The organism is Nocardia pseudobrasiliensis NBRC 108224 (assembly GCF_001613105.1).
GTDB classification, from domain to species: Bacteria; Actinomycetota; Actinomycetes; order Mycobacteriales; family Mycobacteriaceae; genus Nocardia; species Nocardia pseudobrasiliensis.
Map to the genome: position 1 here is coordinate 76,774 of NZ_BDBS01000029.1, position 20,863 is coordinate 97,636.

General features: G+C 65.8%; 21 protein-coding genes. 5 read left to right on the top strand and 16 right to left on the bottom strand.

The annotated features are described in order from the left end of the window. Window positions 1-30: 30 nt before the first annotated feature. The 12 genes from NP4_RS22170 to NP4_RS22225 form a co-directional block, all read right to left on the bottom strand. Window positions 31-1,497: a cytochrome P450 gene (locus NP4_RS22170; protein ID WP_147288114.1), complete on the bottom strand. Its 1,467-nt coding sequence runs from the start codon at window positions 1,495-1,497 to the stop codon at window positions 31-33. Then, the gene (locus NP4_RS22175; RefSeq protein ID WP_211335990.1) at window positions 1,478-2,338 is read right to left on the bottom strand and encodes an SDR family NAD(P)-dependent oxidoreductase; all 861 of its coding nucleotides are present in this window, start codon (window positions 2,336-2,338) and stop codon (window positions 1,478-1,480) included. The genes NP4_RS22170 and NP4_RS22175 overlap by 20 nt, the downstream gene beginning before the upstream one ends. Before the next feature lie 11 nt (window positions 2,339-2,349). Further along, entirely contained in the window at window positions 2,350-3,231 is an 882-nt protein-coding gene (locus tag NP4_RS22180; protein WP_082876109.1) for an acyl-CoA thioesterase domain-containing protein, read from the bottom strand. Then, window positions 3,186-4,385, bottom strand: coding sequence for a cytochrome P450 (locus tag NP4_RS22185; RefSeq protein ID WP_068000968.1), 1,200 nt, complete (start codon window positions 4,383-4,385; stop codon window positions 3,186-3,188). Before NP4_RS22185 ends, NP4_RS22180 begins: the two co-directional genes overlap by 46 nt. A 2-nt stretch (window positions 4,386-4,387) precedes the next feature. Beyond that, a complete protein-coding gene (locus NP4_RS22190; RefSeq protein ID WP_068000971.1) occupies window positions 4,388-5,530 on the bottom strand; it encodes a cytochrome P450 in 1,143 nt (380 codons plus the stop codon). Continuing rightward, window positions 5,524-6,363: an acyl-CoA thioesterase domain-containing protein gene (locus tag NP4_RS22195; RefSeq protein ID WP_068000974.1), complete on the bottom strand. Its 840-nt coding sequence runs from the start codon at window positions 6,361-6,363 to the stop codon at window positions 5,524-5,526. Before NP4_RS22195 ends, NP4_RS22190 begins: the two co-directional genes overlap by 7 nt. Continuing rightward, entirely contained in the window at window positions 6,363-7,346 is a 984-nt protein-coding gene (locus NP4_RS22200) for an LLM class flavin-dependent oxidoreductase (protein WP_169813790.1), read from the bottom strand. Before NP4_RS22200 ends, NP4_RS22195 begins: the two co-directional genes overlap by 1 nt. Window positions 7,347-7,356: 10 nt before the next feature. Beyond that, window positions 7,357-8,394: an acyl-CoA dehydrogenase family protein gene (locus tag NP4_RS22205; RefSeq protein WP_068000977.1), complete on the bottom strand. Its 1,038-nt coding sequence runs from the start codon at window positions 8,392-8,394 to the stop codon at window positions 7,357-7,359. Between the two features lie 15 nt (window positions 8,395-8,409). Then, entirely contained in the window at window positions 8,410-9,588 is a 1,179-nt protein-coding gene (locus tag NP4_RS22210) for an acyl-CoA dehydrogenase family protein (RefSeq protein ID WP_068000980.1), read from the bottom strand. 182 nt (window positions 9,589-9,770) lie between these two features. Then, complete coding sequence (locus NP4_RS22215; RefSeq protein WP_082876111.1) at window positions 9,771-10,796, bottom strand: ParB/RepB/Spo0J family partition protein; 1,026 nt, start codon at window positions 10,794-10,796, stop codon at window positions 9,771-9,773. Window positions 10,797-11,030: 234 nt separating this feature from the next. After that, a complete protein-coding gene (locus NP4_RS22220) occupies window positions 11,031-11,456 on the bottom strand; it encodes a MarR family winged helix-turn-helix transcriptional regulator (RefSeq protein WP_169813791.1) in 426 nt (141 codons plus the stop codon). 177 nt (window positions 11,457-11,633) lie between these two features. Beyond that, the gene (locus NP4_RS22225; protein ID WP_068000986.1) at window positions 11,634-12,437 is read right to left on the bottom strand and encodes an SDR family NAD(P)-dependent oxidoreductase; all 804 of its coding nucleotides are present in this window, start codon (window positions 12,435-12,437) and stop codon (window positions 11,634-11,636) included. A gap of 218 nt (window positions 12,438-12,655) precedes the next feature. Between NP4_RS22225 and NP4_RS22230 the strand changes: the two genes are divergently transcribed. The 3 genes from NP4_RS22230 (at window position 12,656) to NP4_RS22240 (ending at window position 15,209) form a co-directional block, all read left to right on the top strand. Continuing rightward, window positions 12,656-13,117, top strand: coding sequence for a MaoC family dehydratase N-terminal domain-containing protein (locus NP4_RS22230; protein ID WP_068000989.1), 462 nt, complete (start codon window positions 12,656-12,658; stop codon window positions 13,115-13,117). 15 nt (window positions 13,118-13,132) lie between these two features. Continuing rightward, window positions 13,133-13,528: a MaoC/PaaZ C-terminal domain-containing protein gene (locus NP4_RS22235; protein WP_068000992.1), complete on the top strand. Its 396-nt coding sequence runs from the start codon at window positions 13,133-13,135 to the stop codon at window positions 13,526-13,528. 205 nt (window positions 13,529-13,733) lie between these two features. After that, the gene (locus tag NP4_RS22240) at window positions 13,734-15,209 is read left to right on the top strand and encodes an MFS transporter (protein WP_114755930.1); all 1,476 of its coding nucleotides are present in this window, start codon (window positions 13,734-13,736) and stop codon (window positions 15,207-15,209) included. 16 nt (window positions 15,210-15,225) lie between these two features. Here NP4_RS22240 and NP4_RS22245 read toward each other — a convergent pair whose 3' ends face one another. Next, window positions 15,226-16,008, bottom strand: a complete 783-nt coding sequence (locus tag NP4_RS22245; RefSeq protein ID WP_068001270.1) for a helix-turn-helix transcriptional regulator — start codon at window positions 16,006-16,008, stop codon at window positions 15,226-15,228. Window positions 16,009-16,136: 128 nt separating this feature from the next. On the opposite strand from NP4_RS22245, the gene NP4_RS22250 reads away from it, so the two are divergent. Next, window positions 16,137-17,330, top strand: a complete 1,194-nt coding sequence (locus tag NP4_RS22250; protein WP_068000998.1) for an FAD-dependent monooxygenase — start codon at window positions 16,137-16,139, stop codon at window positions 17,328-17,330. 787 nt (window positions 17,331-18,117) lie between these two features. Here NP4_RS22250 and NP4_RS40090 read toward each other — a convergent pair. The 3 genes from NP4_RS40090 to NP4_RS41085 form a co-directional block, all read right to left on the bottom strand. Next, window positions 18,118-19,026 (bottom strand): serine hydrolase domain-containing protein, encoded by a 909-nt coding sequence (locus NP4_RS40090; protein WP_114755929.1) that lies wholly within the window; start codon window positions 19,024-19,026, stop codon window positions 18,118-18,120. 186 nt (window positions 19,027-19,212) lie between these two features. Further along, window positions 19,213-19,836 carry a hypothetical protein gene (locus NP4_RS22260; protein ID WP_147288112.1) on the bottom strand — a complete coding sequence of 208 codons (624 nt, stop codon included), beginning with the start codon at window positions 19,834-19,836 and terminating at the stop codon, window positions 19,213-19,215. A gap of 112 nt (window positions 19,837-19,948) precedes the next feature. Continuing rightward, on the bottom strand, window positions 19,949-20,479 hold the full coding sequence (locus NP4_RS41085; RefSeq protein WP_169813785.1) for a hypothetical protein: 531 nt from the start codon (window positions 20,477-20,479) through the stop codon (window positions 19,949-19,951). On the opposite strand from NP4_RS41085, the gene NP4_RS22265 reads away from it, so the two are divergent. Continuing rightward, window positions 20,447-20,800, top strand: a complete 354-nt coding sequence (locus tag NP4_RS22265; protein ID WP_245998735.1) for a helix-turn-helix domain-containing protein — start codon at window positions 20,447-20,449, stop codon at window positions 20,798-20,800. The genes NP4_RS41085 and NP4_RS22265 overlap by 33 nt on opposite strands. Window positions 20,801-20,863 lie beyond the last annotated feature (63 nt).

Consider the following 20,863-nt stretch of genomic DNA (forward strand, 5'->3'; position numbering starts at 1 on the left):
AATGAAACAGAGGGCAGACCGAAGGAAGCGTTATACGTTTCGCTCCCTTAGGAACATCGGCATTCCGTTGCCCGGTTCCAGCACTCCGTGCATGCGCAGTTTCGGCTCGTAGCCGTAGGGCGTGACAGGTTCGAACCTACGCGCCAGGTGGACCAGGATGGCCTGGGATTCCAGATACGCGAAGCTCTTTCCGATGCATACTCGTGGTCCGCCCGCAAAGGGATGGAAGGCGAACGGGTGTCTTCCCTTCTCCGCGTTGCCTATCCATCGTTCCGGATCGAAACGCAGTGGATCGGACCAGAACTCCGGGTGCCGGTGCGTCAGGTACGGCGCAAGGACGACGACCCCGCCGGCCGGAATCACATGCGAGTCGATGAAATCGTCCTCCACCACATCCCGGACATAGATCGATGCGGTGGGATAGAGGCGCAGGCTTTCCTTCACGACCGCCAGCGAGTAGGGCGCGGCGGTCTCCAGATCGCCGGGCTCGACGTCTTCGGGCAGCGCATCGACCTCCGCGTGCAGATTCGCCGCGACCTCCGGATACTTCGCCACCAGGTACCACACGAACGACAGTGCCTTGGCCGTCGTTTCGTAGCCCGCGATGAACATCGTCACGCATTGATCGCGCAGGCGTCGATCGGCGGCATCGCGGGCAATGTCCGGGTCCTCCCCCGCGATCATGTGGGTCAGGAGGTCCGTCGGCCGTTCATCGGTGGGCATCGCGCGCCGGTCGACGATGAGTCGCAGAATGAATTCGTCCACCCGCTTGCGGGCGGCCTCGTACTTCTCTCGACTCGCCGAGGGCAACCACTGCGGCAGTTTGAATCGGTCCGTATGGCGGCCCGAACTGTACTGCACCAGCGTTTCGACAGCGCTCTCCAGCTCGGCGATGGTATCCCGGGCCGTCGTACTGAAGAGGCTCTTGAGCAGGATCGATCCGGCCAGCATCGCCATTTCCGCGGGCATTTCGATGGACGCACCGACCCGTGCCATCCGGGCCCAGCGCTCGGCGAACCACGCGATGTCGTCCGAGAACACCGGTACGTGATCCCGGATTACCGCCCGGCGGGTGAAGTGCGGCGCCAACAATTGACGTTGTTTCCGCCACTCCGCGCCGACGCTGGTGACCAGTCCGTCGTTGCCGCCTACCCAGTATTTTCGGATCTGGTCGTAGCTCGGCCCCTTCGTGTAATTGTCGGCATGCTCGAGATTGACCCGCCGGGCATGCTCCGGGTGCGCCAGCAGAATCATTCGCTTGGGTCCGATATGCAGCTGGGACACATCCCCGTGTTCCCGCCACAGTTTCTCCAGAACATACAGCGGCCCATGGCGTTTGGTCTCCACGGCGATGGCGAGTCCCAGCTTTTCCGTTCGGCCTGGAATCTCTTTGCCGGCGCCCGACCCCGCGATCGGTTCGATGGCCCCGCGGTCCACCGGACACCTGTTTTCATCAATACTCATCGCAGCCGCCTCCCTATACCAGTCCCATGCCACGGGACATCAGGACGTCTCGAATCCTGTCCGGTAAGAACGCGATTCCGGCCAGCACCCGAGCATCCCGGCCGACGGCACAGCGAGCTCGAGGATTCTCCCGCTCGACAATGCCGACGACATGCTCGGCCGCCACGCGGGGATCCATGAGGTTGTACTTGTCCATGCGGGCCGTCAGGTGCTCGATCGTGTCGCGGTACAGCATGTCGCTGAGATCGGGCCGCTCGAGTGCGGTTCGCCGCAGCGCGGCCGCCGACTTCTCGTGGATGTCGCTCTCGACCGCACCCATGGCGACGGACACCACATGTATCCCGAAGCGGGCGAGTTCCAGCCGGTACGCCGCGCTCAGGGAATCCACCGCGGATTTGCTCGCCGACGCCAGCCCGAACAGCGGCACCGCGGTACGCCCGGTTCCGGCACTGATATTGACGATCCGGGGACGTCCGGGACCCGCATAGGTACGCAGGGCGGGCAACAATCCGTTGGTGGCCCGCAGAATCCCGCCCACGTTGATGTCCACCACTCGGATGAACTCGTTTTCGCCCATCAGCTCGAGCGGGCCCTGCACCGCGATACCGGCGCAATTCACCAGTGCGTACAGGCCGCCGCTCGCCGAACGGATGGCGTCACCGTACGCGCCGACGCTCACCGCGTCCGTCACGTCCATGACATCGCACTGGACGCCCGGAACATCGGCATAGATATCCAATTGCTCCGGGCGATGCACCGCGGCGTGTACCCGATAACCGCGTTCGGCAAGCGATCGCACCACCGGCCGGGCCAGACTGCCCGCGGCGCCGGTTACGACAACATGCCGGACGTCAGAACTCTTCGATTGATTCACCATCACACCTGTCAAAATTTGACACTACGATTCGGTAGTGCGAGACACGTCACGGACGAGACTCCGACGATTCCCTTCTCGTCGTACAGGGATGCGGATCCGACCGAAATCCCGTTCGCGACAAACTGACCGCTGGATTCGAGTCCCAGCCCACCCGGCTCCGGAATGCGCAGCAGGTTCATCGTGAAATCGACATTCATATATGGCACGGCCTCACCTCCCCAGTTGGTAATGAAGCTCGTCCCCTCGGCGAGGGTCGACACCCGAACGAACGCAGACGCCTCCTCGCCGTGCACGGCCGAGATCATCGCCGGCGCCCACATGCGCTTGCGCGCATTGTTGCGGTGCGCGGAGAAGTCGCTGGACCAATCGTCCGGGTAGCCGGCCGAACTCATCAGCGCGGGCTGCGGACCGGGCGCCGCCGGCGGCAGGGCCGGATACACGAATTCCGAGTCCGGAGACCACGCGTTGCCACCACCGTTGTCACCCGCCGGTTGAGCCACGAACAGTCCGGATGCCTTCAGCACCACGCGATCCGATTGCACCAGATCGACGAGGACCAGCGCGATCCGCGAGCTGCTCCGTGCGACCTCCACGCGCGATTCGAGGGGGCCGAAAGTCGTCGCCCGAATGAAGTCGACGGTAATACGGCCGCCGCCGAAGGCAATCGGACAATGATGTTCCAGCTCACGGGCCGCCAAGGCCGCCAAGGCTTGTCCGCCGAGCGTGTCTTGTCCCCATGGTCCCCGAGCCGTCTCGAGCGGCGAGTAACCGTGATCGGCCGGCTCGAAGAATCCGGTCGGCTCGGGCCGGGTGGCGGCGTCGGCGGCAGTGCGGGCGGAGTCGTTCACTGGTTTCTCCCAACTGAAACTGGTAGCTCGTTCAGCTGCCATACTGCCGAATCCTCCCGCCAGCTCAAGGATTCGGCGGGGAGGCCGAGAAGTGGATCTTCGAAACGCTCGACGAAGGCGCGCACACCCACCCGCAATTCCATGCGTGCGATCTGGTAGCCGAGGCACAGGTGAGAACCGTGGCCGAAAGCCAAGTGCGATGTGTTCTTTCGATCGAACCGTACGTCCTCGGGATCGTCGAACACGGTCGGATCGAGGTTGGCCGCACCCGCGGCCGGCATGACGTGGTCGCCGACCGCCATCTCGACCCCCGCCAGCGTGACGGGCTCCCGCACGAGCCAGGGAATCGACTCGCCGCCGGCCAGCGATATCGTGCGCAGAAATTCCTCGACCGCCACCGGTACCAGGGTCGGATCCCTCCGCAGTTCCTTCCGCAGATCGGGCCGGGTCAGCAGCAACAGGACCGATTTGCTCAACATCGTGACCGACGACTCGAAACCACCTGCCAGCAGCGAGATCACGACGATAGCGATCTCTTTCGTGCCGAGTTCGCGGCGATTGGCGACTGCCGAGATGAAGTCCTGCCCCGGGGTCGCCCGGCGCTGCGCGACCAGTTCGGTCACACAGCGCCCCAACCCCGTATAAGCCTCGGTGATGATCGCCGGATCCGCGCCCCGACCCGAGGCGGTCAACAGCGTCTGTACCCAGGCGGACATCATTTCCGCTGTCGCCCAGGGCAGCCCGAGCAGCTCGGACAGGACGCGCAGCGCGAACGGCCGGGCGACCTCCGACAGATAGTCACCACCTCCGTTGGCAGCGAACGCCGCCAACAGCTCCGACATCATCGCCTCGGCGTGTGCCTCCAGGGCCGCCAGGCGCGGCGCGTCCAGCTCGCGCAGCACCGCACGCCGTAGCTTGACGTGATCGCGGTCCTCCATGCACCCGATGGCGCCTTGCAGAAGCAGGCCCTCGGTCAAGCGTGGAGCGGAGTCGGTGTTCATCCCGATGCGGCTGAAGCTCTTGCTGGAGTAGACGAATCGAGCGTCGTCGAATCCGGTGACCACCCAGCACGCGTCGCCGTGTGGCAACTGCAGGCGCGCGACGCCTCCGTCGTCGGCGATCCGCCGCATGACGGGGTCGATCTTCAGACCGCGAGGTCCCCCCGACGGATACTTGTGAATCGGGCATCCGGACATGATCAGTTCTCCTGTTCCGAGTCCCACGTCACGGGCAGCTGGACCATTCCGCCGGAGAGCCGGTTGGTCTGGCCCACCAGCTCGTCGATGCCGGCGGCGAGCCGCAGATTCGGCAGCAGATCGAAGATCCTCTCGAAGACCACCTTGAGTTCGAGCCGGGCCAGCGATGCCGCGATGCAGTAGTGCGCGCCGTAACCGAAGGACAGGTGCTGATTGCTCTGGCGCGCGGGGCGGAACTCGAGCGGCTGGTCGAAAGCGTCCTCGTCACGGTTGGCCGCATCGAGATCGAAGATCACCAGATCACCACGGGCAATGTCGATTTCACCGACCGCGATGTCCTCGTGGGCATACCGCGGGACTCCCGCGACGCGGGGTGCGAGCGGATGTGGGTGCCGCAGTACCTCTTCGATCACCTGCCGGATCGCACCCGGCCGAGTTCCGATGTCCGTCAGGTGTTCCGGATGAGTGAGCAGCAGATAGATTCCGCGATCGATGGCGGCGGGGGTATTGAGCTGACTGGCGAATCGGAGCCCGGCGGCCAGGCGGATGGTGTCGACCCGGGTGGTCTCCCCCGGATTGTCGCGCACGAATCCGATCATGTCGGAAATCAAGTCCTCGGCGGGATTTCGCAGCTTCTCGTCCAGCAGATCTTCCATGTACGTCATGAGCTGCCGGTCCGCTTCCGCCGCGCGCTCGGGGTTCGCGATGTCGAGGCAGCCGTCCGACCACCGCATCACCCGTTCGTGGTCCTGACGTGGAATACCCATGATCCGGCTGATGGTCAGCGCCGCGAGCGGCTCGGCCAGTGCCCCGCGGATATCGGCCGGCGGACCGGCGCGGCGCATGTCGCCGATCAGTTCGAGGACGATCACCTCGATGGCCGGCTCCAGCGCCTTCATCCGGGGCGGGGAAAAGGAGGCGCCCAGCATGCGGCGGACCAGATCGTCCGGCCACGGATTCGAATCACCCGGGCGGAACTGCAGGCTGACCGATGTGGTGAAGCTCGACGGGTTCTCGATATCCGAGCACGGGTACCGGCGCAGCCGATCGTCGTTGAGCAGGCTCCGGCACGTCCGATGATCCCGCACGATCCAGGCCGGATCTCCGGCAGGGGAGGCACCGCGGACCAGCAACGGGGTCACCATTGTGTACTCATTTCTTCGGTCTTTTCCCAATCGTGGGGATTACGAGCAACATCCAGGGCGCCGGTGCCGAGTGCCATCGAACTGACGGTGCTGATTCCGAAACATCCGGCGCGATCCCACATGGTCGCGACACCGGCGGCGACACCGTCCGCGGCGAGATGGTTCTCCGCTTCGATCCCGACCACGGTCCCGATCGGCAGCCGGGTCAGCACCACCGTGACGTCATGGTTGATGTAGGCGATACCACGGTCCCCCCAACTGGTCAGGGTGTTGGTCATCTCGCCCACCATGGCGGCGCGCACGAACGGGCTGTTGTCCCGGGCCGCGAGCAGCCGAGGTTGGTTGAACCACAACCGCTTTCGGCTCGAATTCTGATGTTCGGACATCGTCTCGCTCCACCCGTCCGGGTGGGCATCGCTGCCCCAGCAGACCACGGGGTCGACGAGGTCGGATCCGGCCAGCCGCTCCGGAAGCGCCATGGGCGCGCGATGTGGTTGCCACCGCGTGCCGTCCGGATCCCGCGAGGCTCGGGCGCAGACCATCGACGCCCGTGCGATGGGGCGATCACCCTGCCGCACAGCGACATCGGCGATGCGGACGCTGCGACCCGCTCGCACCAGTGTGGTGTCGAGGTGCAGCGGCGCGAAGGTCGGTAGCCGGAAGATGTCCATCGTGAATCTGGCGACCCGGAACCCGGGCTCACCATGCGCCGTTTCCAGCGCATTCGCGGCGAGACCGGCCAGCGCCGATCCGTTGACCGTCCCGGCGGCCCACTGACCACCCGCGAAGGGAAGGGGTTCGAATCCGCCCTCGTGCTCGGCGAATATCGCCATCAGCTCTCCTTACCTGTGATTTCCGGCAGCACTCGATCGACGAACAGTTGCAGTGATTCCCAGCCGATCTCGGGATCCAGCCCACCGACCAGCGGCTTGAACACGACGTTGGCCGGCTGAGTTCCGCTGCGGGTCAGGTCGATACATTCCGCGGGGGTGACGACCGCGAACAGTCCGCTGCGCCGGACCTGGTCCACATTCTCGAAGACGGCGAAGGGGCTGGCCCCGGGCGCCGCCGCTGACCAGGCCCCATAGGCATTGGCCTCGTGCAGGACATGGGGCGCGAGCCGGGCCCACGCTCGGTCCGGATCCTCGGTGACGAAGACCCACTGCGGTCCGCCGGAGCGGCCGACGATCCCCGCCGGCTTGCCCAGCCGTCGTCGTTCCGCCAGATACGCATCGGCCAACGCTCGATCACCGGTCGCGGGAACGTATCCGTCGGCCAGGCGGGCCGCGCGTTTGGGCGCCGCCCCGCCCATCATCACGACCGGACGTGGCCGCTGGATCGCCTGTGGCGTCACATGCACTGTGCGCCCGCGGTATTCGAACTTCTCGCCGGACAGTGCCCGCAGGAATACCGCTGTCTTCTCCTCGAAGATTTCCCCGCGGCGATCGAAGTCGATGTCGAACATCTCGCACTCGCCGGGGACGTAGCCGGGCGCGAGGACCACAATGAGCCGGCCGCCGGAGAGGATGTCCACGACGATCGCGTCCTCGGCGGTCGCGATCGGATCACGCAGCGTCAGGATCAGCGCCGATACCGTGATCGTCACGTGCCGGGTGCGGGCGGCGACGGCCGCGGCCATGGTCAACGGTGACGGCAGGAAACCGTCGGCCGAACCGTGATGTTCCGAGACGACTATTCCACTGGCGCCGTGCTCGTCGGCCCACTGACTGATCTCCAGCGCCGCTCGGTACAGCCGGTCGGCGGGGGTGCCGAATTCCGGTGCCCGCAGGTCGTGGTGAACGGTCCACAGAGTCACAAGCTCCCCCTCACGCCGGCTCGTGTGCGAGGAGGGCGCCGAGGGCCCGTAGCTGTGCGGTGGCGCCACCCAGCGAGAACTCCGCGCGCTTGGCGGCCACGTAATAGCGGTGGACCGGACCGTCGGTGTCGATTCCGACGCCGCCGTGGATGTGGACGGCGGTGTGTGCGACCCGGTGACCTGCCTCGGACGCCCAGAATTTCGCGATGGCGATCTCCGCCTCGCTGGCGAGTCCCGCTGCCTCTCGGTAGGCGGCCTGCCACTGGGTGAGCCGTACCGCTTCGACATCGATATAGGTCTCGGCGATCCGCGCCCGTACAGCCTGGAAACCTCCGATCGGGATCCCGAATTGCTTACGGGTCCGGGCATATTCGGTGGTCAGGGACAACGCCTGTTCCAGCACGCCCAGCTGCCACGCGCACCAGCCGAGAGTGGCCCGCCGCAGCGCCCACGCGACAGCGTGGGCGCCGCCCAGAAAAACCGCCTCGACGTTGTCCAGTTCCAGCAGTGCGCCGTCGTCCGCGTCGAGCAGGCGCTGGGGGGTGACTGTGACGCCGTACTGCAGCCGGTCGACGAGATGGAGGCCGCCGTCGGCCACCACGAGGAAGGCATCGGCGAATGCTCCTGCCGTGACTGCCGTTTGCGTCCCGCTCAGCCTCGATTCGGTCACCGTAACGCCCGCGCCGAGGGCCAGACCGATCGCGAGGTCGCCCTGCACGACCGGCAGCGCCCACCGTTCGATCTGGTCGGCGTCGCCGAACTCCGCAATGGCGGCGACACCGACCAGAATGCTGCTCAAATACGGGACCGGCGCTGTGAATCGACCGATCTCGGTGAGGATCGAGCACTGCTCGAGAATCCCGAAGCCGTTGCCGCCGACCGTCTTCGGAAGTGCCGCATCGAGCAGGCCGGTGGTGACGAAGGACCGCCACAGTTGCGCGTCGAATCCGGTCGTGTCGCGCCGCGAGTTCTTGTCGGCCCACTCCCGGAGCACCTTCGTAGCGATCCCGGTGAGGTCCTGTTGTGCTTCGGTAAGACTGAAATCCATTGCTGTGTCCTCGTTCTATCTGGTGACGGGCAGGCCGAGGGTGGCCGCGATGATCTCGCGCTGCACTTCGTTCGTCCCGCCACCGAAGGTGAGGATCAGCGAGGAGCGCTGGTAGCGCTCGATTCGGCCACGCAGCATCGTTCCGACGGAGTCGTAGCGGACGATGGCGCCGGCTCCGAGCACTTCCATCAGAAGCCGGTAGCATTCGAGCGCGAATTCCGTCCCGAAGACCTTGGTGGCGGATGCGTCGGCCATGGTGATCTCGCCGGAATCCGCGTCGGAGGCGATCTTCCAGCTGCGCAGCTTCTGATATTCCACGTTGGCATGAACGCGGGCCAGATGGGTCTGGACCCATTCGGCATCCACGACGCGAGACCCGTCGGGCGACTTCGTGGTCTGCGCCCATTGCCGGACCTGGCGCAACGCCTCCTGCGTGGGTGCGGCCGCCGACAGTGCCACCCGCTCGTGATTGAGTTGGTTCGTGATCAGGTTCCATCCGACGTTTTCGCCGCCGACCACATTGTCCGCCGGAACGCGAACGTCGGAGTAATAGGTGGCACTCGTCCCGAGGCCGGCGACCGTGTGAATCTTGGTCCAGGAGAATCCGTTCGCCTCGGTCGGCACGATGAGGATGGACAAGCCCTTGTGCCGCTTCGCCTCCGGATCGGTGCGCGCCGCCAGCCAGATGTAATCGGCGTATTCGATCAACGACGTCCACATCTTCTGGCCGTTGATCACATACTCGTCCCCGTCACGTACGGCACGGGTGCGCAGAGACGCCAGGTCGGTGCCGGCCTCCGGCTCCGAATAGCCGATGGCGAAATGTAATTCACCGCGCGCGATCCGCGGCAGAAAGTAGTTCTTCTGCGCTTCGGTGCCGTACCGCATGATCGCGGGCCCGACGGTATTGACCGTGAGGAAGGGAACCGGCACCTCCGCGATGGCCGCTTCCTCGGTGAATATGAGCTGATCGATCATCGAACGCCCCTGACCACCGTATTCGCGCGGCCAGCCCATCGCCAGGTATCCGTCCCGCCCGAGCCGACGAGCGATCTCCTTGTATGCGACACCGTCTCCGAATTCACCGCCAGGCCCTGCGAGTGCCGTCCTGCGTTCTTCGGTCATCAAGTCCGAAAAGTATTGACGCAGCTCGATACGCAATTTCTCCTGACCGTCCGTGAAGCCGATTCTCAAGTTTCCTCCCCGCTTTATCGCATACGAAACGACAGCTGAAATCAGGCGCGATCGGCCAGCAGCGATCGGCCGCTCAGCTGCAACTCAATTGAATGACAAAGGCATTGGCCACGACCGTATCGGTCGATCTGCCGATATGGAAGTGGTCGGACCGCACGGCGCCGACCACATCCGATCTCCGATCAAGACGAACGCGGGACTCGAATGTTCTGCATTTCCGCGGCCTCGACGTTCCTATCGACCGCCTGCGCAAAGTATTCCAGATCTTTCGAGTACTGCCGGGCCAACCCGGCAATCAGCGGAGCGCAATGCAACGGGAGCCCCTCCGCCATCGAGGTCCAGGCCCGAGCCTCCCGGGGCAGCAGGTCGAGAATTCGCAGGAGCCGCCGCCCGTGGTCACTGAACCGCAACGAAGGATCTGCTCGAAGACCACGGATCAGCCGAGTCGAGTCGCGCAGATCGTCCCCCCTCGCAACACTGGCATATCCGCGTGGCTTCTCCCGGAGATCCTGCTCGGGAGCCTTGTCCGGCGCGCCGGTTCCACTGTCCGTAGCGGACGCGGCTTCGAGCCGAACCGCTCGGCGAATCTCCTTGGCGGTGCTGAGCGAGATGCCTGCGGCGAGCGCCAGTTCCTTGGCCGACACCCGGGGATCGGCACGGACCAGCTGCTCCGCGTGGCGGCGCCCGACCCGCCGATTGGCCGCCGGCGACGCGCCGCCACCCGAACACTCCCGTATCGACGCGACGGTCTTGTCGGACAGGCCGACCAGCAGGCCCAGCCGCCGGTTCGACCAATCCGGAAAGTAGGTCAGGATGCGCGCGGCCGCGATCTTGCGGTCGGACAGCGACAACGGCAGACCGTGCGTGCTGTTCATCTGTACAGCCTTGACGTATGCCTCGCGCTCGTCACCGTCGAACAGCACTGCCGGAATGACTTTCAGGCCACGTAGCTGCGCGGCCCGCACCCGGTGAACGCCGTCGATGACCTGCATCGTCGATCGATGGACCAGGATGGGCGGCACCGCGTCACCGGCCTCGACCAGCGCCGATATATGCCGCTCATCCGCGCCGGACGCTCGGGGTGAATCACCGATTCGTAACTGGGACAAGGAGATCGAGACAACCGACAAGATCGCACCGCTGCGGTGATCGTCCGCCGGGCAGCGCGATCTACCCGCTGTTTCTTCCGACTCGTCGACACACTCCATGGCCCCTCCACTAACTGTCGATCACCGCAGACCCCCTCGCGGGCACGCACCCGAGACTCCCGGACCTGGTGCGCGGTAGGGCGACGATCCTCATCGCCGACATCCTCTGCCATCGCCCACTGTAACTAGAACGTGTTTTATTTGCACCGCCAACCATTCTCGGAAGTGCTTGGCCCGCCGGCGATTTGTCGGCCGGGGTGGGACCCGGCGTGCCGTAGCGCCTCCCGCTGAGCGTCAGGCCGGTAGCGTCTGCGCCAGCCGCACGACCAGCGTCGCCAACACACCCTTCTCGGCCTCGGTGAGGCAGGCGAAGATGCCGGCCTCCAACGCATCCAGAACCTGGTCCGCCTCGGCGAGCGCGTCGGCGCCCGCCTGGGTCAGGATGACGATCCATTTGCGTCGGTCGACCGGGTCTCGATCCCGCACGACGTATCCGACGTGTCGAAGACTGTCGAAATAGCCCACTGCTTCGGCCGGCGCCAGGCCCGCCTGAGCTGCCAGTTCCGCCTGATAGGTCGGCCCGTGCTGCCGCAGCCTGCTGAGGATCGCATGGTGGTGGGGCAGCATTTCCAGCCCGGCAAGCTCAGCAACGTAACGCTTGCGCACTCGCAGCCCCGCTCGAACAACGAGGTAGCCGAGCCGCTCATCCAGAGTTCTCACACACGTTTCCCAGGTCATCAGGTCCGACTGATTCGGGGGCCGGATTCGGAATTTCCGAACCTGGCCTCCGACACGGTCAACGGACGTCGGGCACTCCAGCCGAATGTTTCCATGCTGTTCTACCGCGCCGTTGTGCCACTGCCACTTTCGGCCCTGCGCTGTACCTCACCGCTGTTTCTAGACTCGGCCGCCGTCGACCACCAGACACTGCCCGTTGATGTAGTCGGCGTCCGGGGTGCACAGCAGATACACCGCGCCCGCCGCCTCCACCGGCGTGCCGGCGCGGCCGAGCGGAATGATCGAGGCCGCCGATGCCGCCTTCGCCGGATTCAGTCCGATCTTGATATGGCGGCCGTCGATCTCGAGCGTCGAATTGTCCGAGGCCACAGCCTCGGTCATGCGGGTGAGGATGAAGCCGAACGCGACCGCGTTCACATTGACCCTGTAGCGGCCCCACTCCTTGGCGAGCGTCTTGGTCAGGCCGATCACGCCGGCCTTGGCGGCTCCGTAGTTGACCTGGCCGAGGTTGCCGTAGACGCCCGAGGTGGACGATATGTTCACGACCTTGCGGTGGTAGTCCACCGGATTCGCCCTGAAGTAGGGCTGCGCGGCCCGCAGGATCCGGAAGGGCGCCCCCAGATGGAGGTCGATGATGGTGTCCCACTGTTCGTCGGTCATCTTCTGGATGACGGTGTCCCAGGTGTAACCCGCGTTGTTGACGATGATGTCCAGACCACCGAAGGTGTCGATCGCGGTACCGGTAACACGCTCGGCGAAGCCGGATTCGGTGACCGATCCGGAGCAGGCGACCGCCCGGCCACCGGCCGCCACGATGGTGTCGACGGTGTCGGCGGCCGGTTCGGCGTCGAGGTCGTTGACGACCACGCGAGCGCCTTCGGCGGCGAGTTTGCGCGCGATCTCGCGGCCGATGCCGCGGCCGGAGCCGGTGACGACGGCGACCTTGTCGGTCAAAGTTCCCATGCGAGTGGGCCTTTCGATACGGGGGAAGCAGGGTCGGGAATCGGCGGCGACGCCGGATTTCGGTTCCGCCGAGATCGCGGCGCAGGCTCACGATAACCGTTGCCGTCCAAGAGGTTCCGCACGCTACGTTGTGCGGTGGGTAGCGGGTTGCCCGGCGAACGCCTCGGCGGGCGCTGACGTCCCGGGCCGAGTCGATCCACAGCAGTAAAGGAGGGCGGATGCCCAGATTGGATTCGGGTGTGATCGGCACGGCCATCCCCGCACACACCGTCGCCGCCGAGCGCGGCCGGCTCCGTTTCTTCGCAGACGCGACCGGCCAGCACGACCCGGTGTACCGCGACCTCGATGCCGCGCGGGCGGCCGGGCACCCCGACCTGCCCATTCCCCCGACATTCCTGTTCTGCATGGAAATGGACCGGCCCGACCCGGACCAGAACGTCGTGCGGGTGCTCGGCATCGACCCGCTGACGATCCTGCATGGCGAGCAGCAGTTCTTCTTCCACCGGCTCGCGTATGCCGGTGAACCGCTGACCTTTTCGAGCTCGGTCAGCGACTACTACGAAAAGAAGGGCGGCGCACTGAAATTCGTCGTCCGCACGACCGCGGTTACCCGGGACGGCGCGCCGATCGCGTGCCTGCGCGCGACCACCATCGTCCGCGACCCCCGCGCGAGCCGCTGAGAAGGCCGGTGCGTGATGTGCATTGCTCCGCTGAACCTCGGTGACACCCGTGTCCTGAAACTCCCCCCGATCAGCCGGACGACGCTCGCGCTCTACGCGGGCGCGTCCGGAGATCACAACCGGATCCACATCGATATCGACGCGTGTCGGGCCGTCGGCATCGACGACGTCTTCGCCCACGGCATGCTCTCCATGGCCTACCTGGGCCGCGTGCTCACCGATTGGGTTCCCCAGGAATACATCCGGTCCTGGCACGTCCGCTTCAGCGCCATCACTCCTGTCCACGCCGAACCCGTGTGCACCGCGACGGTGACCGCTGTCGAGGGCGACCTGGCCGAACTCGAACTTGCCGCCACCCTGGCCGACGGCACGGTCACGCTGCGCGGCATCGCGACCATCGCTCTGAAGTAGTTGCGGCAACAGGTCACCCGCGGGGGGAACTTGAATTGGCTTTTCTGGCAGCAATATTGGCCAAGCAAATGCTTGACCAACATCACCCGCCGGACGAGACTGCTTGCGGGGCTTGGCTGTATCACCCACTCATCGGGTGCGCCATCAAATCGGGGCGGTCGGGGAAAGGTCGCGGATGCATTCGGATCGACAAAAAGAAAAGGGGATGAACCCCTGGGCGGCGCTGGGCGCATTGTGCGTGGGCTACTTCATGATCCTGCTCGACATGACCATCGTCGCGGTGGCAAACCCGGCGATCATGATCGGCCTGCACACCGATATGCCCAAAGTCATCTGGGTGACCAGCGCCTACCTACTCACCTTCGCCGTGCCGCTGCTCGTCACGGGCCGTCTCGGTGATCGGTTCGGGCCGAAATACCTGTACCTTGGCGGTGTTTCGATCTTCACGATGGCATCGCTGTGGTGCGGCCTGGCGGGCAGCATCGAATCGCTGATCGCGGCGCGGGCGGTCCAGGGCCTGGGCGCGGCGCTCATCGCACCCCAGACGATGGCGGTGATCGGTCGAATCTTCCCGTGGGACAAGCGCGGTGCGGCCATGGGAGTGTGGGGTGGTGTCGCGGGCGTCGGGGCGCTGATCGGCCCGATATTCGGTGGTGTGCTCGTCGACAGCGGCGGTTGGCAGTGGATCTTCTTTGTGAATCTGCCGATCGGGGTGATCGCGTTCGCGTTGGGCGCACGGTCGATTCCGGTGCTGCCGACCACTGACCACCGCATCGACATCCCGGGCATGGCGCTGGTCGCAATCGGGATGTCGGCGCTCGTGATCGGCATCCAGGAGGGCAACAGCTACCACTGGGCGGGCTGGGTGTGGGGCCTGATTCTCGGCGGCCTCGCCGTCCTCGCGGTATTCCTGATCCACCAGAGCCGCAACAGCATCGAGCCGCTGATGCCACTGAGTGTGTTTCGAAACCGCAACTTCTCCCTCGGCAATATCGCTACCAGCGCGCTGTCGGCGGCCGCCACGGCGCAGGCGGTACCGTCGTACTTCTACCTGCAGGCGGTACGCGATCTGTCCCCGACCAGGGCAGCGCTGGTCGTCGCCCCCATGGCGATCGTGTCCGGCAGTTTGTCACCCCTGGTCGGCAAACTGTCGGACAAGGTCTCACCCCGTTATCTGCTGACCTTCGGTTTCACCCTGTTCGCGGCAGGGATGTGGTGGTTCATCACCCTCGTCACCCCGCACGGATCCATCCCGCTGATGTGCGTGGTGGGGGCGGTCTGCGGTGTCGGCAACGCATTCATCTGGGCGCCGCTACCCGCGGCCACCATGCGAACCCTGCCGATCGAACAGATGGGGACGGCCTCGGGCGTCTACAACACCAACCGCCAACTCGGTTCGGCGCTCGGCAGCGCAGGTATCGGCGCACTACTCGCCGCGCGCATGACGACACATGCACTACCCAACGGCTCGTCCTCCGCGGGCGACCATCTCCCCGACTTCCTCGCGGCGCCCTACAGCGCGGCACTGTCCGATTCGCTCTACCTCTCGGTCGGCCTGTTGGCCCTCTGCGCCGTCGCCACGGCGTTCCTCGACTCCGGCGCGCCACCCTCCATCGCACCGACCTCGGCCGCGGACAAGGAGACCAAGGTGGGCGTGACCGACGTGATGGAGTCGCCGTAGGAACCGATCCCGGCGGTCAGATCTCCTCGGCGTCCAGCCCTTCACGATTCGTCCGATGCAGGACGAGCAGCTGCCCCGGACTGTCGATCGCCGTCAGCAGCTCGAAGTCGAGCCGGATCTCGCCGAAATCGCTGTGCCGGAACAGCTTCTGCTTGTGTTCGCGCACATCGATCTCGTGGCTGTGCCACAACCGACTGAATTCCTGGCTCCGCTCGGACATCTCCGCGATCATCGCGGCGATATCCGGGTAGTTGTCGAGGTCCGGACCGAGATTCCTGCGAATACCACCCACCAGGAATCGCGCGAATGTCTCCCAATCGCCCCACATCCGCCGCGCCAGCGGGTCCAGAAACAGCATGCGCAGCATATTGTCCGAGATCTCGAAGTGCTCGAGGATCTGCTGCGCGTGTCGATTGCTCACCAGAATGTCGCCGCGATGATTGACCACGTAGGCGGGACCCAATTCCCACGACCGCGTGACCAGCCGCAGGAATTCATTGGGCACAGTGTCGGCCAAGGTCCGCGGCGTCCCCGCCGGGGCGACCAGACCGCGCAGATAGCCGGCCTCGGCACTGGACAGTTCGAGCGCTACGGCGAGAGCGTCGAGCACCTGTGGAGACGGATGCCGTTCCCGCCCCTGTTCGAGCCGGGTGTAGTAATCGGTGCTGACGGCCGCCCGCGCGGCCACTTCCTCCCGGCGCAGCCCCGGCGTCCGCCGCCGCTGGTGCGCAGACCCGTTCTGCGAAGGAGCCGCTTCACGACGAGCGCGGAGGAACTCTCCCAACCTGTTCGCGGCCACTTGGCCATGGTAGGTCGCGCCGCTCGCATCCTGGGTGACATACACCCTGGCTAGCGCACCGGGCGCGGGGTGAGTCTGGAATCGGCGCCAGAAATGCGGCGCACGTACGCGATTGGGAGGAGTGCCAGATGGGTGAGGTAAAGGTCGCGATCGTAGGGGCCGGAATCGGCGGGCTGACTGCGGGTATCGCGCTACACCGGCACGGCGTGGACGTGACGATCTACGAAAAAGCAAGCGAGCTGCGGGAATTGGGCGCGGGCGTGGCCATCGGCGCGAACGGCGCACGCGTCTACGCGGGGCTGGGCCTGCTGGACTCGGTGGCCTCGATCGCCGGAAAGCTCTCGAACGTGACGATGCAGAACTGGCGCGGCGAGCCGATCCCCGGCTACCGACCGCCATATCCGGTGGAACACACTTTCCCGCTGCACCGGGCGGAATTCCAGAACCTGCTCCTCTCCGCACTGCCGCCCGGCACGGTGCGCCTGGGACGCCAGTTCGTGGGCGCGGTCGAGGACGCCGATGGTGTGCGGATCGACTTCGCCGACGGCTCGTCCGCGCGAGCGGACGTGCTGGTCGGCGCCGACGGCATCCACTCGGCCGTCCAGCCGCTGGTGGGCCCGAAGTCCGCGCCGGTCAGCGAGGGAATCATGGCCTATCGCGGCCTCATCCCCGCCGACCGCCTGGCCGAAATCACCGACCTCGATGTCATGGCGATGTGGGTTGGCCCGAAACAGAGTTTCCTGGTGTATCCGGTTTCCGACGGCGCGCTGCTGAACCTCGTCGCGTTCGTCCCCACAAACCTGGACATCGAGGAGTCCTGGAGCGCTCCCGGCGAGGTCAGCGCCCTGGCCACCGCCTTCGAGACCTGGGACACCCCGGTTCGCGACATCATCGCAACCATGGAGAACACCTTCCGCTGGGGCATCTATGACCGCGCTCCCCTGCCGACCTGGTCGACCGACCGCATCACTCTGCTGGGTGACGCGGCCCATGCGGTGACCCCGCATCTGGGTCAGGGCGCCAACCAGTCGGTCGAGGACGCCATCACCCTGGCCGTACTCCTGCGCGATGCCCGCCCCGCCGACGTCCCCGCCCGCCTGCGCCGCTACGAGACCCTGCGCATCGACCGCAGCCGCCGCGTCCGTGCGGGCGCCCGCGCGGCCGGCTCGCTGTACCGTTCGACCGACATGCCCCCCGACCAGCAGGGCGAACGAATCGTCGCCCTCTTCGACAGCCTGGAACTCAACACCTACGACCCCGAGCACATCGCCGAGGCCGCCCTGCTAACCCCGTGGCGCGACACCGCGATGCATGCGCGATAACGGATGACCACTCCTTGCCGCGCAAGTTGCCGGGCCACCGCGTCGGGTTCGTGCCGGGCGTTGGATCCCGAGCCGAGTTCGGCATGCGCTCACGGACTGGGCATCGAATTGGTGATCGCCGCGCAGAGTATGACGGTGGTGCCGGTTGGGCCTATGACTGCTTCGACGTCGTTCATCAAAGAGCGCATGAGAGCGATGCCTCGGCCGCGATAAGGATTGTGCGCGGGCGTTTTCATTTGCCCGTGTCGGTGACGGTGATGCGCAGAGCACGTCGGGAGGCCGCCGCGCGAGCGCGAGTCGGAGCGCCGGTGTCGAGCCCGACGAAGCCTTGGCATACATTTCGTGACACGCGTCCGCGACACCGCGCCGGTCCCGGAACGATTCCCGCAGGCATTGGATCGGAACGTGAATAGCGTTGCTGCTCACCATCTTCCGCGCCACTATTTCGGCGCGGATTTGCGCTTTTCATGGTCGGCGGACCGGTGCTATAACGGTACTGCGTTCCTTCAGACCGAAAGGGGGCGCGACAATCCGAAATACGATGATCCACCGTTGTCTTCGCTGCGCGGCCCCTGCCGGGACGATGATCGACGCGTGCGCGAACCGGCAGGGCCGCCTCGGAAGCTGCGGGAGGGAACACAGTCAGCGAGGAGTCGTGTCGATGACTGATGCACTCGATCTGCCCGACAAGCACATCCACCCGATACGCCCACCGCAGGCCGCACCGGGGCTCGTCGAAGCCACCGGATCGGCCGACAAACTCGTCCGGTGCATGCTCGACGCCGGACTACGGTTGAACAAGCTCCGCATGGTCTTCGACCGCCACGACGCCACGCGCGAACAACTCCAAGCCGCCGGCGCCGCCACCGCCGACATGCTCGACGAACTCGACACGCTCCTCCACAGCACCAGCCTGGCGGTCCTCGAACTCCTCCACGCCCATCACCCCGCGCCGACCGACACCCGCCCCCGCCCGCCACGCCGACCACGCACCCGCGGCAAGGCCGGGCCCCTGCGGCCAGCCGGTGAGTGAGGCGTGCTCCGGCACGTCGGAACAGCCGAATCCGAATGCCCCGACGAGGGTCATGGCGGTATTCTCTCCTGGGCGATCCGGTGGGCGTCGGAGTCTTGCAGGAGGGTGGACATGGATACCACGACGCTGCGCGTGCCGTCGTCGGTGACGCCGTCTCTGGTTTTGTAGCCCGGGATGTCGCCGCCGTGCATCCAATACCCTCCACCGCAGGACAATTCGATCGAGAAAAGGCCCAGGGCCGTAGCGGGCGCCGGGGAAGATCGATCCGACCTCGGCGTCGGTGTCGACGGTCTTCCTCATTTCGGCAAGTTGTTCGGGCTGCAAGAGTTTGCCGCCGAGCAATGCCCGAAGGAAAGTGTTGAGGTCGGCCGTGGTGGTGATCAGCGCGCCCGCGACGGCGGCGAATACGCCGAGCCGGTTCTCGGTGGTGTCGACCAGTCCGCCTGTGGGCCATTGCGTATATCCGGTGGCGTGCGGGGCGGGAATCGTGACCGCGCTGCCAGGGTAGCTGGTATGTACGAGCCCGAGAGGGGTGAGGATCCTGCGGTCGACTTCCTCGTACCACGGTGTGCCGGTGACTTTTTCGATGATCATGCCCGCCAGTAGGTAGCCGGTGTTGCTGTAGCGCCAGCCGGTTCCGGGGGGGCGAAGGTCGGCGGGCAGTTACAACACCCTCACGGTAGGATTCCGCGCCGCCGCGCTCCATCCCGTCAGCATGCGGATCGCCACTGCGGCCACCGCCCGGTCCAGCGTGGGGCCAGCACTACCCGGGAGACGGTGACGGCAGGCTGATCAGCTCGTGCGTGTCGTGGCACGGCGGTTGCGTGGCGCCGATTCCACTGCGCTCGATCACTGCGGGGCGTTGCGCCCTTCGGTGCCGTTGACCGTGGCGGTGCCGATGTGACACGTCCGACCGTCGGTCGTCGTCGGCTTCGAGATAGCGCCACCGGTCCCGGAGTAACTCACGTCGGGATCGGTGCAAGCCCGTGCGTCCGCGTCGCGGAAGGTGATCGTGGTGTCGGAGAAGACCAGCTGCCGCGCGAATTGCGCGTTGTCCCAAGGCTCGACGGCGAAAATCGCGCGATTCTGATTCTGGCTGCGCATGTTGATCGCGTAGCGCACCGAACCCGATCGCCCGGTGACGGTCTGGGTCCACACACCGCTGGAGCGATCCAGAGCGAAGTCGATGTCGAGGGCCTCACCCACCGCCACCGACATGGCCCGGCCGGAGTGACAGCCCTGGTAATCGGGATCGTCGCCGACATTGACGTATTGGCCGGAGATCCACCAGGTCGAGTAGGTCCGCGGCTGCGCAGTGGGTGCGCAGCTGTCGCCCCAGGTGAGTACGGGTTGCAGCACGCCGAGTCCGATCGGGTCGTAGTCGCCGCCGCCGGGAGCGGGTTCCAGCCCGGGCCACAGGAACAGCGTGCCGCGCTTGGGCGGCCGCGGCGGGACGGTGAAATGAGTTCGCATTGCGACGATCTCGTTGTTGTTCGGGATCGCGAGATCGATGGCTGAGGTGCCGTCGGGCTGGAACTTCCACGGCGTGCGCCCCGACCCCGGTGCGGAGTGACTCGGTGGCTGATCATCGGTCGGCGGCTCTGCGACAGCCGGCGTGGCAGCGAATGTTGTTGTCAGTAAGGCGATTACGGCGCAGGTCAGGATTCCGGCCGTCCATTTCGGCAGATGTGTCATGGTTCAGCATGGAAGCACAGATGTCCTTCGGCCGTATCGAAATCGATTGCGGACCAGCATGTTTCCCGCCATAGGTCGTCGAACTGCTTTTCTTATAGGGGTTTTCAGGTAGGCACGCCCACGGTTCAGTGCGCCCGGCTGAATGGCCGATAGCGCCGGCGGCAGCCTGTGTCAGCGCGGTTCCATCGGCAGAGACGATGCCTTGCCGGTGCCCGACGATGCCCGCACATGAGTTGCCGTAGGTCGACATGCGGCCGGTTGCACCGTAGTCGTTGCCGGTGAAGGTCGGTGCTCGGCCCAAGGAGCGCTGGTCACCTATCTGCACCGCCCCGCCGATCAGGCGCAGATCAGCATGTTCCTGGCCGCGCCACCGCCCGAGGATCGTTTGGTGCGAGATCTGCTGGGCTACATCACCAGCCACCTCGGCCAGGACCTGACCCCGCCTGCCCTCGCGGCCCGGGCGGGGGTGAGCGCACGGCATCTGACCCGGCTGTTCGCCACCCATCTGAGCACCACCCCGGCGCGGGCGGTGCGCTCGGCCCGTGCGGAGGCCGCCGCGCAGCTGATCCGTTCCACCGAACTCCCCCTCGCGGCGATCGCACGGCGCTGCGGATTCGGTTCCCCCCAAACCCTGCGGAGCGCGCTGGTGGACCGCTATGGCATCAGCGGGGACACGATGCGCAAGATGACGGACATGACGCTGGCCCCGACCGACCTCGATGACCACACTTCGGCGGCGTGAGCCTTTCCCACACTCCGCCGCGACAAAGCGTCGCCGCACCTGTTCCGGCCCGGACATCCGTAG